The 13,681-nt window shown below is 61.9% G+C and carries 10 protein-coding genes, 1 tRNA gene and 1 pseudogene; 5 read left to right on the top strand and 7 right to left on the bottom strand.

What is annotated here, in order from left to right; translation table 11 throughout:
• Positions 1–75: 75 nt before the first annotated feature.
• Entirely contained in the window at positions 76–543 is a 468-nt protein-coding gene (locus AC731_RS15065; protein ID WP_004257739.1) for a winged helix-turn-helix transcriptional regulator, read from the top strand.
• A gap of 195 nt (positions 544–738) precedes the next feature.
• On the opposite strand, the gene ltrA is transcribed toward AC731_RS15065, so the two are convergent.
• The 5 genes from ltrA to AC731_RS15090 all read right to left on the bottom strand — a co-directional run bounded on the left by ltrA (position 739) and on the right by AC731_RS15090 (position 5,881).
• Positions 739–2,409: a group II intron reverse transcriptase/maturase gene (gene ltrA, locus AC731_RS15070; RefSeq protein WP_048707250.1), complete on the bottom strand. Its 1,671-nt coding sequence runs from the start codon at positions 2,407–2,409 to the stop codon at positions 739–741.
• Between the two features lie 18 nt (positions 2,410–2,427).
• Positions 2,428–2,502, bottom strand: a tRNA-Gly gene (locus AC731_RS15075).
• A gap of 944 nt (positions 2,503–3,446) precedes the next feature.
• On the bottom strand, positions 3,447–5,177 hold the full coding sequence (ptsP, locus tag AC731_RS15080; RefSeq protein ID WP_004257830.1) for a phosphoenolpyruvate--protein phosphotransferase: 1,731 nt from the start codon (positions 5,175–5,177) through the stop codon (positions 3,447–3,449).
• Between the two features lie 2 nt (positions 5,178–5,179).
• Positions 5,180–5,449, bottom strand: coding sequence for an HPr family phosphocarrier protein (locus AC731_RS15085; RefSeq protein WP_004257833.1), 270 nt, complete (start codon positions 5,447–5,449; stop codon positions 5,180–5,182).
• A 42-nt stretch (positions 5,450–5,491) separates the two neighbouring features.
• Positions 5,492–5,881, bottom strand: coding sequence for a PTS sugar transporter subunit IIA (locus tag AC731_RS15090; protein ID WP_048707251.1), 390 nt, complete (start codon positions 5,879–5,881; stop codon positions 5,492–5,494).
• A gap of 245 nt (positions 5,882–6,126) precedes the next feature.
• On the opposite strand from AC731_RS15090, the gene AC731_RS15095 reads away from it, so the two are divergent.
• From AC731_RS15095 to AC731_RS15115, 4 genes and pseudogenes are all read left to right on the top strand, one after another.
• Positions 6,127–7,758, top strand: coding sequence for a BCCT family transporter (locus AC731_RS15095; protein WP_048707252.1), 1,632 nt, complete (start codon positions 6,127–6,129; stop codon positions 7,756–7,758).
• Between the two features lie 109 nt (positions 7,759–7,867).
• On the top strand, positions 7,868–9,745 hold the full coding sequence (locus AC731_RS15100) for a DUF294 nucleotidyltransferase-like domain-containing protein (protein ID WP_004257849.1): 1,878 nt from the start codon (positions 7,868–7,870) through the stop codon (positions 9,743–9,745).
• A gap of 10 nt (positions 9,746–9,755) precedes the next feature.
• The gene (locus tag AC731_RS15105; RefSeq protein ID WP_004257853.1) at positions 9,756–10,523 is read left to right on the top strand and encodes a 3'-5' exonuclease; all 768 of its coding nucleotides are present in this window, start codon (positions 9,756–9,758) and stop codon (positions 10,521–10,523) included.
• 303 nt (positions 10,524–10,826) lie between these two features.
• Positions 10,827–12,060, top strand: a pseudogene (locus AC731_RS15115) (IS3 family transposase).
• A 35-nt stretch (positions 12,061–12,095) separates the two neighbouring features.
• On the opposite strand, the gene AC731_RS19945 reads toward AC731_RS15115, so the two are convergent.
• Complete coding sequence (locus tag AC731_RS19945; protein WP_156480727.1) at positions 12,096–12,392, bottom strand: hypothetical protein; 297 nt, start codon at positions 12,390–12,392, stop codon at positions 12,096–12,098.
• 85 nt (positions 12,393–12,477) lie between these two features.
• On the bottom strand, positions 12,478–13,665 hold the full coding sequence (locus AC731_RS19950; RefSeq protein ID WP_156480728.1) for a site-specific integrase: 1,188 nt from the start codon (positions 13,663–13,665) through the stop codon (positions 12,478–12,480).
• Positions 13,666–13,681: the final 16 nt, after the last annotated feature.

The following is a 13,681-nucleotide window of genomic DNA, read 5'->3' on the forward strand; positions in this document are numbered from 1 at the left end:
GAGTTTCACTTATAAACGGCAGTCATGCAGTGGAAAATAGGGTCTGCAGTGCCGTTTTCTCGCCGGAACAGCGAAATGCGCGAACTCGACCGAATCGACCGCAAGATCCTCGACCTGTTGCAGAAGGAAGGCCGTCTGTCGATGACGGAGCTGGCGCAGCGCGTCGGCCTGTCGGCGACACCGTGTACCGAACGTGTGCGCCGTCTCGAGCGCGAGGGGATCATCACCGGCTATCACGCCCGCGTCGACCCGCGTGCGCTCGGACGGCCGCTGCTGGTGTTCGTCGAGCTGAAGCTGTCGGCCAAGTCCAACGACACCTTCGACCGGGTGAAGAAGGAGCTGGCCTACGTTCCGGAAGTGATGGAGTGCCATCTCGTGTCGGGCGACTTCGACTACCTGATCAAGGCCCGCATCGCTGAGATGAGCGACTACCGCCGCCTGCTCGGCAACATCCTGCTCAAGCTGCCGTCCGCGACCGAATCGCGCAGCTATGTGGTGATGGAGGAGGTGAAGGAGAGCCTGTACCTGCCACCAGAGCCTTGACGCACATTGCGGGGCGGAAAGCAGAAGGGCCAACCTTTCGGGTTGGCCCTTCTGCTTGAATTCAGGTGGAGCGGGTGAAGGGAATCGAACCCTCGTCATGAGTCGGGTAAGGAGGCGGCCTCACGGCCACCCCCTCCCCTAAGAACCGTACGTGCAAGTTTCCCCGCATACGGCTCAAGCAACCCGGAAACGCCTCTACTTAAAGCAGGAGACGCCGGCAGGGCCGTACAACTTTTCCAGTACGTGGTGCTGCATATGGCAGTTCGGATGTAGCAGAACCAGATTGGTCAGCTTGTCCGTTCCTCGGTTGGATCGCTTCACGATGTGGTGTAGGTGCCACCCCGTTTCCTGCGTGATCCTCTGGTCGCAGATCGGGCAGATACCGCTTTGCCATCCCCACAACCACCGGAGTTTGTGGCGACCCTCGAGCGTCTTTTCCATCTTCCGGCTGAGGCGTTTGGAAAAATACTCGTCATACCTTGGGTCGTACGGGTTCGCTTCCCCCTTCACCTTGGTGTGCGGCCGTTTTCGGTAATCGCACAAGTTGGGGAGTTGCTTATCCATGACCGCAAACCGCCAGTCGCGCCCCTTGAGACACTTGAAATAGCGCAGTTTGATCCACCGTTTTCCCTTGTTAGGGTGACGGCGGCACGCCCAACGCCATAACGCTTCCCAGATGCGATGGTCGCATTTTGCAAACGCCTGGGATGACATCTGACTTCGATGATAGTTCGCCCAACCCCGTATGACCGGAGAGAGTGCGTCGATCACGTCGATCTGATGTGCAGCCTTCCGTTCGTGCAGCAAGCCGCGGATCTTGCTGAGAAACGCTTTGATATTCTTCTTCGACGGCTGTGTTACCAGCATGCCGTTGTAGAACCGTACGTTCCATCCCAAGAAATCGAATCCCTCGGTCACGTGTGTGATCTTGGTTTTCGTCTCCGAGAGCGCAAGACCCCTGGAAGCCAGAAACTTCTCAACCAGTGGCTTGACCGTCCGCTCCAGCAACTCGCGAGAGCTGCCAGTGATGACGAAGTCGTCGGCATACCGCACCAGGTTGATCTTGGCCGCTTGTCGGTCGCGCCGTGTAAACGGCAACGATTCGAGTTCGCGCTCAAGACCGTCTAGGGCGATGTTGGCCAGTACGGGCGAAATAATGCCGCCCTGCGGTGTACCCGCTTTCGTCGGGAAAAGCTGTCCCGTCTCGATGAACCCTGCCTTCAGCCACTTCCGGAGGATGCCTTTGTCCATGCAGACGTTGGCGATCAACCAGTCATGACTGATGTTGTCGAAACACCCTTTGATATCTCCCTCGAGTACCCATTTTGCCGAGTTGCCTCTGCCAAGTACGTTCCGTACCTGTTCGATCGCGTCAGCAGTGGAGCGCTCACGGCGGAAGCCGTAGGAGTTGTGATCGCCGATTGTTTCTGCAACAGGATCCAGCGCCAAGAGATGCAGCGCTTGCATGGCCCGGTCGCGCATGGTCGGGATGCCCAGTGGTCGGGTTCCGCCACTTGCTTTCGGGATATTTATGCGACGCAGCGGGAGCGGTTTGTATTTCTTGTTGCCGAGTTCGGCAACCGCTCGCCACTTGTCTTCTGGAGTGCCCCAGGTTTGCTTATCCACTCCTGGAGTTTTCCGACCGCGGTTCTCAGTGACCCTTCTCACAGCCAGCGCTTTCGCGCTAGAGGAGTTGGTGAGCAACCGCTGCAGGGTGCGAACCTTCCGCCATTCACCTGCTTGTACTGCCTTCGCAATTCGTTTCTGTAGCCCCGCGACAACTTTGCATGCCTTGACCCAGTGAATCTCGTGCCAAGAGCGCCAAGCTGCGAAGGCGACATCACAATCGTGCTGACTTGCGTCCATATCAACCTCCGGTTGAAATGGAGCGGGCGATGGGAGTCGAACCCACGTCTCTTGCTTGGGAAGCAAGGGTAATAGCCGTTATACGACGCCCGCTCTGTCCCTAGTGGGATAGACGCACTTCTCCCCTGGCGGGGATAGTACATCATCCCCGTCGGGTGCGATTTTACAGATCTGTCTTGCGACAGGTCACCAGATGGAAGTCTGCACGCTTTCGCGTCGGGGCGATCGTTTCATCCCCTATCCACGCCATTACAGCGAGGCATTTGCTTTTTCCATCCTCCTCTACCCACTGTGACACCGGTTGGTCTCACGACCGCCCTTGTCTGGCTTGACTGGCCAGACGCCACGTCGGGCTTACCTCGTTCCGTACAAGTAACAGAGTTGGGAAGGTCCTGCCTTTCCGCCGGTGATGCTATGTCAGCGTGTCCGCACCAAGCAAGCGGACATCCGATCACGTGCCATTTTGGCAGAGCCCGATACAACAAGTTGCGTTTGGCTCACCGAGCTTGACGACGTTTAGCGGCAGTTCACTTGTGTTGACCATCCAACTCAGTCTAGCGCCTCATTCGGGTGCAACTCCCGAAATCACACCGAACCCCTCACGGGATATGGCGTACCCCGTAAGGTGGCTACATTGTCAGAGCGCTTAGCACCCCACCGTTACCAGTGACGCACTGCTCCTAGACTACCGGGGGCTGAACCCCGGGTTCTGTCACCCCCTTTCGAGGGGCAGAACCATTACTCATACGGCCTTCGCCGTTTCGTGCCTTACGGCACTCTTTGAAAGGCTGAGTTTCTGTGCGCCCACCGCAATGGTGGTGATCCCGCAATGGGATCGCGTGGCACAGAGGCTACAGCTAGCCTTCGACTCGGCTCGAGTCGCACGCTTGGGAAGCTCAGGTAATAGCCATTATACGACACCCGCTGGGTCGACCAGCCCTGAGGCCGGCACGAGCAAGGTCGCCATTCTAATGGCCGGCTGCCCGTTGTGGCAATGCCGGCCTGGGCCGATGTCGGCCAGGCTCAGCTGTCCAGGGTCAGGTGGCCAAGCGCTCGACTGCCTCGCGGACCCGGGCGGGCTCGTCCATCTTCAGGATACGTTGCACCTTGGGTGCCAGGTCGCTGAGGTCCGAGCGCAGGATCTGCTGCTTGATCTCGAGGATGTTGCCCGGGTGCATCGAGAAGTTGCGCAGGCCCATGCCGAGCAGCAACAGGGTGTAGCTGGGATCGCCGGCCATCTCGCCGCACACGGAGACGGGCACGCCATAGCGGGCGCCTGTCGCGATCGTGCCGCCGATCAGCTTCAGCACCGCGGGGTGCAGCGGGTCGTAGAGATGGACGACCGCCTCGTCCGACCGGTCGATGGCCAGCGTGTACTGGATCAGGTCGTTGGTACCGATCGACAGGAAGGACAGGCGGCGGATGAACATGCCCAGCGACAGCGCCGCCGCGGGAATCTCGATCATGCCGCCGATCTGCACGGCTTCGTCGAACTTCTGCTTCTCCGCACGCAGTTCGGTCTTGGCCTTGTCGATCAGGGCCAGGCACTGGTCGATCTCCTGTGCATGGGCCAGCATCGGGATCATGATCTGCAGCTTGCCGTGTGCCGAGGCGCGAAGCAGGGCGCGCAACTGGGTCAGGAACATCTTCGGTTCGGCCAGCGAGTAGCGCACCGCACGCAGCCCCAGGGCGGGGTTGGGCTCGACGCGCGCCGGGGCGCCGGCCAGCGCCTTGTCGGCGCCGACGTCGAAGGTGCGGATCGTGACGGGTTTGGTCGGCAGCGCCTTGAGAACGGAGCGATAGGCTTCGTACTGCTCGTCCTCGTCGGGCAGCGTGTCGCGGCCGATGAAGAGGAACTCGGTACGGTACAGGCCGATGCCGTCGGCGTTGGCGGTCTTGACTGCGGGCAGATCCTTGGGGCCCTCGATGTTGGCGAGGAGATTGATCGTCTCGCCGTCGAGGGTGGAGGCGTGGGTGTCGCGCAGGCGGTTGAGCTTGGAGCGTTCGATCTCCAGTTCGCTGCGGCGCAGGCGGTACTCCTCGACGATCCGTTCGTCCGGGCCGACGATGATCACGCCGCGGGTGCCATCGACGATGACGAGCTCGTCGGCCTGGAGGAGGTCGCGTACGTGGTGCAGGCCGACGACTGCCGGGATCTTCAGGCTGCGGGCGACGATGGCCGTGTGGCTGGTGGGGCCGCCCACATCGGTGACGAAGCCGGCGATATTGTGGTCGCGAAAGCCGATGGTGTCTGCGGGCGACAGGTCGTGGGCGACGATGATGGTGCCCAGCCCGTCGCGGCGCTTGGGCGGCAGGTGGCCGGGGTGGCCGAGCAGTACCTTGACCAGGCGCTCGACCACCTGCACCACGTCGGCCTGGCGTTCGCGCAGGTAGGGGTCCTCGATCTGGCGGAACTGCTCGACCAGGTGATTCATCTGCTGCACCAGCGCCCATTCGGCGTTGCAGCGTCGCGTCTCGATCAGGTTGCGCGCCGAGTCGATCAGCAGCGGGTCGGCCAGCATCATCAGCTGCAGGTCGACGAAGGCGCCGACCTCGCTGTGCGTCTGACCCGAGGTGGCGGCCGCCTTCAGGCCGACCAGCTCGCCCTGCACGGTGGCGACGGCGTCGTCCAGACGAGCCAGTTCGTCTGGCAGGTGCCTGGGCTGGACGAGGTAGTGGTTAACCTCGAGTAGGGCATGCGAGATCAGGTGCACATGGCCGATCGCGATGCCCTGGGAAACAGGCAGGCCGTGGAGGGCGAAGGTCATGTTTATTCTCCCTCGCCGAACCTGTCCGCGATCAGGTCCTGGATGGCCTGCAACGCCTTGTCGGCGTCTTCGCCTGCGGTGTCGATGGTGATCGTGCTGCCGCGGGCGGCCGCCAGCATCATCACGCCCATGATGCTCTTGGCGTTGACCCGCCGGCCGTTGCGCTCGAGCCAGACCTCGCAGGGGAAGCTGCTGGCGAGTTGCGTCAGCTTGGCGGACGCGCGGGCGTGCAGCCCCAGTTTGTTGATGATCTCGGCGTCGGCCTTCGGCATGGTGTGCTCCCCCGCAGTGTTCTCGTGCGCGCTCTCAGGCGCCTAGGTTGATTCGATGTGCAGCACGCCGTCACAGCCACCGGACACGGCGCGCTTGAGCAGCGTGTTCATGTCGCGCTCGCGGTAGGTGAGCACCCGCAGCAGCATCGGCAGGTTGACGCCGGCGACCGCCTCGACGCGACCGGGCTCGATCAGCTTGGCGGCGACGTTGCACGGCGTGGCGCCGTAGATGTCGGTCATTACCAGCACGCCATACCCGCTGTCGGCCCAGCCGAGCATCTGCCGCGCCTGCGGCAGGATGTCGAGCGGGTCGTCCTGCGCTGACAGCCCGAGTTGAACAATCTGTAGGGGGCGTTTGTTGAGCACGTGGCAGGCGCACTGGATCAGCGATTCGCCGAGCGTGCCGTGGGTTATGAGGAAGATTCCGATCATGTCGTCTCGCTTTTCTCCGCTGGCGATTCTAGCCGATGGGGCGCAGCTCGGCTGGGACGTTAACGGGGTTTCAGGGCTCAATCTCGCAGTGGCCTGAAAATGGCAAATGAGAGGCGTGGGCGCCAAGTCCATGATCTGAATGGAAGATTGCGCTTTGTGGGTAGAGGTGCATTTGTTAGAATGCATTTGCTCAAATATTCCACAAACAACAACTGCCCCTGATCGGGCAATCAGCAGGAGAGCCAATGACTGACAAGAAGGATCCAATGATCCCTGACGGGGCCGTCAACCCCATCGATACCGATTACCAGGTCGGGCAGGACAACATCATCGTCAACGTCGGCCCCTTCGGTCTTGACATCCACAACCGCGTGTTCGCCATCTCCGGCCTGCTGGTGGTGGCCTTCGTCGTGCTGACGCTGGCTTTCCAGAACCAGGTCGAGCCGATGTTCAGCGGCATGCGAAGCTGGCTGACGTCCAATCTGGACGGGTTCTTCCTCGCCGCCGGCAATGTCTTCGTGCTGGTGTGCTTCGTGGTGGCGTTCTCGCCGCTGGGCAGGGTGCGTCTGGGCGGCACCGAGGCGACGCCGGACTATTCTTACCTTGGCTGGTTCTCGATGCTGTTTGCAGCGGGCATGGGCATCGGCCTGATGTTCTTCGGCGTGTCCGAGCCGCTGTCGCATTTCGGTAGCGCGTTGGGCGGCACGGCGGTCGAGAACGGCGTGCGTACGGACTGGGCTCCGCTCGGCGGCGCGGCCGGTGATGCCGCGGCCGCCACCCGCCTCGGCATGGCCGCCACGATCTTCCACTGGGCGCTGCACCCGTGGGCAATCTATGCGGTGCTCGCGCTGGGCCTGGCGCTGTTCTCGTTCAACAAGGGGCTGCCGCTGACGATCCGCTCGGTGTTCTATCCCTTGCTGGGCGAGCGTGTGTGGGGCTGGCCCGGCCACTTCATCGACATCCTCGCCGTGCTGGCGACACTGTTCGGCCTGGCGACCTCGCTCGGCTACGGTGCGGCACAGGCCAGTTCGGGCTTGAACTTCCTGTTCGGCGTGCCGCTCGGCAATACCACCCAGGTGCTGCTGGTGATGGGGATTTCCGCGATTGCCCTGGCGTCGGTCGTCGCCGGGCTGGATGCGGGCGTGAAGCGCCTGTCCGAGATCAACATGCTGCTGGCGCTGCTGCTGATGCTGTTCGTGATCACGGTCGGCCCGACGCTGGACATCGTCACCGGCTTCTTCGCCAATCTCGGCGCCTACCTCGAATACCTGCCCGCGCTGGCGAACCCTGTCGGGCGCGAGGACGTGAACTACTCGCAGGGCTGGACGGCCTTCTACTGGGCGTGGTGGATCTCGTGGTCGCCCTTCGTCGGCATGTTCATTGCCCGCGTGTCGCGCGGCCGCACGGTGCGCGAGTTCATCGTGTCGGTGCTGATCGTGCCCTCGCTGGCCTGCGTGCTGTGGATGACGGTGTTCGGCGAGACGGCGATCACCCAGCTCGTGCGCGACGGCTACGAGGCGGCGAGTCAGGCCGAACTGCCGCTGCAACTCTTCACCATGCTCGACGCGCTTCCGCTGGCGCAGATCACCTCCTTCATCGCCATCGTGCTGGTGGTGGTGTTCTTCGTCACCTCGTCCGACTCGGGCTCGCTGGTCATCGACGTGATCTCGGCCGGCGGCAAGGTCGACGCGCCGGTGCCGCAGCGCGTGTTCTGGGCGGTCTTCCAGGGTCTGGTGGCGATTGCGCTGATCCTGGGCGGCGGCCTGGTGGCGCTGCAGGCGATGGCGGTGTCGACCGGTCTGCCTTTCGCCATCGTGCTGCTGGTCGCGAGCGTGTCGATCATCAAGGGGCTTGCGTCCGAACCACGGTCGTCCTGAACCTCGCATGACGGCCCGGTCCCGCCTGCACGGTGTATGTTCGCACCGTGCCGGCGGGACTGCTCCTTTTCGCCCCGCTTCACAGACGCCCTTTCCACGGATCGAACCCATGCAGGTCGAACAGCTCGAGATCCTCGATTTCCTTCGCGCGCACCCGCCGTTCGGCGACCTGCCGGACGACGTGCTGGAGCGCGTGGCCGCTGCGGTCGACGTCCGCTACTACAAGGCCGGCGAGCAGATCGTGGCCTTCGGCCAGCCGGCCGAGTTCTGGCATGTCGTGCGCAGTGGCGCGGTGGAGGTCTTCCGTCGCAACGGCACGCTCTACAACCGCCTGACGGCAGGTGGCTACTTCGGCGAGTTCGGCCTGCTGCGCCACGGGCGCGTGCGCTTCCCGGTGACGGCGCTGGAGGACACGCTGCTGTACCTGATTCCGCAGCCGGTGTTCCTCGAGCTGTTCGAGAACAACGAGGCCTTTGCCGACCACGTCGAGATCGAGGACCGCACGCGGCTGCGCCAGGTCATGTCGCGCCGCGAGGACGCCAACGACCTGATGTCGGCCACCGTCGACACCCTGGTCGGCCGCGCGGCGGTCACCCTCGGCAGCACGGCGACCGCGCACGAGGCGGCACGGCGCATGACCGAAGAGGGCGTGTCCTCGCTGCTGATCGTCGATGACAACCCGGACGTGCCGGAACTGCCCCTGCTGTCGGGCATCCTCACCGACCGCGACCTGCGCACCCGTCTGCTCGCGCCCGGCCTCGGCTACGACACCCCGGTGGCCGACATCATGACTGCCGGCGTGGTCACCGTGGCCCACAACCAACTCGTGTTCGAGGCCATGCTGGCGATGCTGCGTCACAACGTGCATCACTTGCCGGTGATGAAGAACCAGCGCCCGCTGGGCATCATTGCCCTGTCGGACATCATCCGCTACGAGTCGCGCAACAGCCTGTTCGTGGTCGGCAGTATCTTCCGTGCGCAATCCATGGACGAACTCGCCGCGCTGGTGCCCGATGTGCGCGCGTGCTTCGTGCGCATGCTGGGCGAAGACGCGAGCTCGCACATGGTGGGCAGCGCGATGGCCGCGATCGGGCGCAGCTTCAAGCAACGCCTGCTGGAGCTGGCCGAGGCCGAACTCGGCCCGCCGCCCGTGCCCTATTGCTTCCTCGCGCTCGGGTCGATGGCGCGGCAGGAGCAGCTCATCGTCACCGACCAGGACAATGCGCTGGTGCTGGACAACCGCTTCGACCGCGCGCAGCACGATGCCTACTTCGCGGCGCTCGCCGCCTTCGTCAGCGACGGCCTGGCGCGCTGCGGCTACAGCTACTGCAGCGGCGGGGTGATGGCGACCAACGAGAGATGGCGCCAGCCCCTGCGCGTGTGGGAGCGCACCTTCAGCGACTGGATCGAGCGGCCGACGCCGGAGTCCCTGCTCAACGCCGGCATCTTCTTCGACCTCGACGGGGTGTGGGGGCGGGTGGAGTGGGCGGCGCGCCTGCGCGAGCTGATCGCGCGCAAGGCGAAGGGCAACGCGCGCTTCCTCGCCTGCATGGCGCGCAACGCGCTGCTGCGCACGCCGCCGCTGGGCTTCTTCAAGGACTTCGTGGTCGAATCCGACGGCCGCCACACCCGCGTCATCAACATCAAGCGCCGCGGCACCGCGCCGCTGGCCGACCTGATCCGGGTGCATGCGCTGGCGATCGGCTCGGCCTCGCTGAACTCCTTCGAGCGCCTGAAGGACATCATCGACGCCGCCATCCTGCCGCTGGGCCGCGGGCAGGATCTGTACGATGCGCTCGAGTTCATCGCCATGGTGCGCGCCCGCCACCAGGCGGAATCCCTGGCGGCGGGCGAGGCGCCGGACAACAGCATCGATCCGGAAAAGCTGTCCGAGTTCGAGCGCAAGAGCCTGCGCGACGCCTTCCTGATCCTTGGCAACGCGCAGAAATTCCTCAAGTACCGCTACCAGCCCGGGCGGGCCAACTGAGGACGGCCCGATGCTGCATCTGGGGGATCTGAAAGGTACGCAAGGGCACGCTCCGCGCAGGCGAGGCGACCCGCCGGGCGCGCTCGACTGGCCGCGGCGTTTCATCGATCTGGCCGCCGGTGCGGACGACCCGCGGCTGCGGGCCTTCTACGCGCGTGGGGTGCCTGCAGGCGATACCGTGCTGCAGGACGTGCCGATGGTCGCGCTCGACGTCGAGACCACCGGTCTCGACCCGGCGCATGACGAGATCGTCAGCATCGGCGTGGTGCCGATGACGCTCGGCCGCATCGCCTCCAGTGCCTCGCGCTACTGGGTGCTGCGGCCCCGCAGCGAACTCAAGCCCGACTCGGTCACCCTCCATGCGATCACGCACGCGCAGATCGATGCGGCACCCGATCTCGGCGCGATCGTCGATGAGCTGCTCGCGACGCTTGCCGGCCGCGTGGTCGTCGTGCATTGCCGGGAGATCGAGCGGACGTTCCTCGATCTGGCGCTGAAGGCGCGGATTGGCGAAGGGCTGGAATTCCCGGTCATCGACACCATGGCGCTGGAGGCACGACTGCACCGCCAGCCGGCGCCCGGCCTGTTCGCCCGCCTGTTCGGGCGCAAGCCGGAGCCGGTGTCGATCCGTCTTGCCGACAGCCGCGCGCGCTACCGCCTGCCGCGCTACCGCGCCCATCACGCGCTGACCGATGCGCTCGCCACCGCCGAGCTGCTGCAGGCGCAGGTGGCGCACCGGTTCTCGCCGGATACGCCGCTGCGCGCGCTCTGGCTGTGATTACTCCAGCCCTTGCGAGTGCTCCTATGTGCGTGGTTGCGGCCCGTGGACAGTCCCCAAATGCCTTATAAACGCTGCTCTTTGGCCCATTCTCGCAGATGTCCACGGAAGGCACCATTTTCCGGCTGAACTCGAACAGGGATGTCCACACCGTTTATGCCAAGTAAGATACGGTGAGCATCGTGTGCATCCACAGGTCTGACTGCGCATGGAAAGTAGGCTAACGATGAGTTTGAGTTGCCCCACTAATTTCGTCCTCCAACGTAGTCGTCGCAGGATCGACACAACGAGAGGAAGAGCGACGTGAAGCGCGTCTCGAAGCAGGAACACACGGCTGAGTTCAAGGAGCAGGCCGTCAAGCGGGCCGACGAGGTCGGTAGCATCGGCCGTGTTGCCGACGAGCTGGGGTTAGTTGAGCAGACGCTGCGCAACTGAGTCAAGGCGGCGAAGGCGGGCAAGCTGAATCCAGCCGGGGCAAGCAGATCATTGTCCAGCAGATGGAGCTGTCCCGGTTGCGCACTCAGGTGGCGCGGCTCGAGATGGATCTGGAGGTCAAAAGAGAAGCGGCGGCCTATTTCGCGATGGATCTGCTGTGAAATATGCCTTGATCGGGACGTAGCGCAGATCCTTTCCGTTGCCTGTCCTGCGCGACGCCTTATCGGTGCGCCGGCGCGACTTTGGGGCTTGGTGGGGCGGCGGAACGCCGGACCGCAAGCGACTGACTGTTGTGCAGGCCCCGGGTGCTGATTCGCACGGGTCATTAGGTGGTCCGACAGGCATGCGAGGCACGACTCATCCACGCTGAGTTGCGTGGGCGTGGCTACCGGATTGCCTTGGCGCGCATTGACCAGTTGATGCGCGAGAATGGCATCCGGGTACAGCACAAGCGGCGCTACAAGGCGACGACCGACTCCGGGCATCACCTGCCCGTGGCAAAGAATGTGCTCGAGCGCCAATTCGCGCCTGAGGCGCGCAATCTCGTCTGGACGAGCGACATCACCGACATCGCCACCGACGAGGGAGCATTGTACCTGGCGGTCGTGATCGATCTGTTCGATCACGAAGTGATCGGATGGTCAATGAAGCCAATGCTGACGACCTGCCTGGTGATCGACGCGCTGTCGATGGCATGGTTTCCCCTGCGGCCGGGACCGGGCATGCTATTCCGCTCCGACAAGAAAAGTTGGTATGCCAGCCAGGCTTACCAGGCCCGGCATGGCCGCCATGCGTCATGCGCGGGTCGATGTCGCGCAAGGGCAACTGCTGGGACAGCGCACCGACTAAGGGCTTCTCCAACAGCCACAAGAATGAGCGGGTGCATGGCGTGAGCTACCCGACCCGAAAAGAGGCCACGAGCGATGTGCTCCAAGACCTCGTCGCGTCCTACAACCGGCGCCTCCGCCGCGCCAGCTTGGGATGTCTGGCGCCGACTGCGTTCTTGCAGAACTGGATCGAACAACAGCATCAGCAAGAAGTGGCAGCCTTAGCGCGGCCAGTTAAACGGCGGAAAACGTTGGGTGCCTCATCAGCGCAATAAAAAACATCTCGGCAGTGATTGTCCTGCACCTCGTCTCAGCGTCGACTTATCCCCGCATCTTCCAAAGCATCAAGTAGTTCAATAATCTGCAGGTCGGCATCGACTAATAGCCCCGCAACGATGTCCCGCTGAGTTCGCGCATCCACAAACCTCTCATTGATGCCCCTATTCCTGCCCCGCATTTTAAAAAGTCTTTGACGTTCGGAAGTCGACTGATCTTCGCTATGAGTCTTAACCCATTCTTGGATCTCGATCACCAGCAATGGAAAACGAGACTTGCGCAGCGCACTTGGGTCGCAATCCGCCTCACGCGCCACATTGTTCTGCGTCACTCGCGTACCACGCGGTAGTAGTTCAGGTACCCCGTGTTTTAAGCGCTCAAAGGCGTCCCGAAACCTGCCCTCTGCATTGTCGGATCTATTCTCTGTTGATGTGAACAAAGTAGTTCTCCAGTCCTCGACGCTCCTGTTCCAGATGGCGATATCGAGGTGTGTCAGGTGCAGTCATCGCCAACTCCTCGACAATGCCTTCTAGGCGAAGCTTATTAGCTTCTGCTTGATTACGATCAAACAAAACATTAATACAGCATGACTTTCCGTTTCCCCCAGCGCAGTCGCCAATCGATGAAATGCAGTCCCCTTCACAAGGACTATTCTTCATGCACGCACCCAATACCGTTCGACGAAAGTTGATCTGTTTATTTCTTGCAGCCCGCTCGTAGTGCTGCGCGTCATTCTCCGAAATTAACACAATTTCACTTTGATCATGAGCTGTTGCCCCAAGCAACCTCGCCTTTTGCTCATCACCATATGGACTGATAAACCGATTGCTCTGAACATCAATAAGCGCCCGACCCATCGTCTCATACTGTGTTGAAACTAAAAGCTCCCGTGCTTTATCGCTAAGTTGTAGTGAAGAACTTCCTCTTCCATAATATAAAGCCATCATTCGACTTAGGTGCTTTAACTCAAATTGAAGTGACGAGTCGCTCACGTCGCCTGACGCTAGAACATTAACTGCGCCAGTCCTTCTTAGTTGGTGCCAAGTAAAACGCCAAGGCTTTCCTGATTGAAAGGTACTTACATCCAGTGTTGGAGTCACCGCTCGTGCGAGGCGTAAATCATCATCGGTCACTGTAATCTGCCCTAAGTCGAGAAGGCGTGGATTTGCTGCTATCACCATGTTGAGCGTTAGAATACGTGGTCGAATAGACGAATTCCCATTTTCAGGTCTACTCCACGGCTCAAAAGCGCGATTCAATAAATAATGGGGATCCACTGATTTGGGCTGTGACAAGCAGTTTAGACGTAGTCTTGCAATAGACCTTAGCGCATCGATCGATGGTGCCACTGAGGGGCTTGTGATCCAAAGGGCATTGGGATCGGGGTCTGTCTTTGTCGTTTCACCTTTGATCAGTGGGACCCGCCCGAAGATCTCATCTTCGTGCCAGATGAGGCAGTCCGATCGCAAGCTTCCACCTTCAGTGCAGCGCATTAGGGTAAAGCTTAGGATGTCACCCAGTGCTGCATACTGAACCGTATTTAAATACGTGGTGAAGGAATGGATGCCGAGAATCGAGGGGCTTCCAATCCATCTTTCAAGCACGTCTGCAATTCCGAAC

Source organism: Thauera humireducens, assembly GCF_001051995.2.
In the GTDB taxonomy this organism is placed as follows: domain Bacteria; phylum Pseudomonadota; class Gammaproteobacteria; order Burkholderiales; family Rhodocyclaceae; genus Thauera; species Thauera humireducens.

Coding starts and splice junctions, on each gene's coding strand:
- ptsP (WP_004257830.1), bottom strand. CDS start 5,177: ATGACCTTCGCCCTCCACGGCCTGCCTGTTTCCCAGGGCATCGCGATC.
- AC731_RS15100 (WP_004257849.1), top strand. CDS start 7,868: ATGCAGGTCGAACAGCTCGAGATCCTCGATTTCCTTCGCGCGCACCCG.
- AC731_RS15090 (WP_048707251.1), bottom strand. CDS start 5,881: ATGATCGGAATCTTCCTCATAACCCACGGCACGCTCGGCGAATCGCTG.
- AC731_RS15085 (WP_004257833.1), bottom strand. CDS start 5,449: ATGCCGAAGGCCGACGCCGAGATCATCAACAAACTGGGGCTGCACGCC.
- AC731_RS15105 (WP_004257853.1), top strand. CDS start 9,756: ATGCTGCATCTGGGGGATCTGAAAGGTACGCAAGGGCACGCTCCGCGC.
- AC731_RS15095 (WP_048707252.1), top strand. CDS start 6,127: ATGACTGACAAGAAGGATCCAATGATCCCTGACGGGGCCGTCAACCCC.
- ltrA (WP_048707250.1), bottom strand. CDS start 2,409: ATGGACGCAAGTCAGCACGATTGTGATGTCGCCTTCGCAGCTTGGCGC.
- AC731_RS15065 (WP_004257739.1), top strand. CDS start 76: ATGCGCGAACTCGACCGAATCGACCGCAAGATCCTCGACCTGTTGCAG.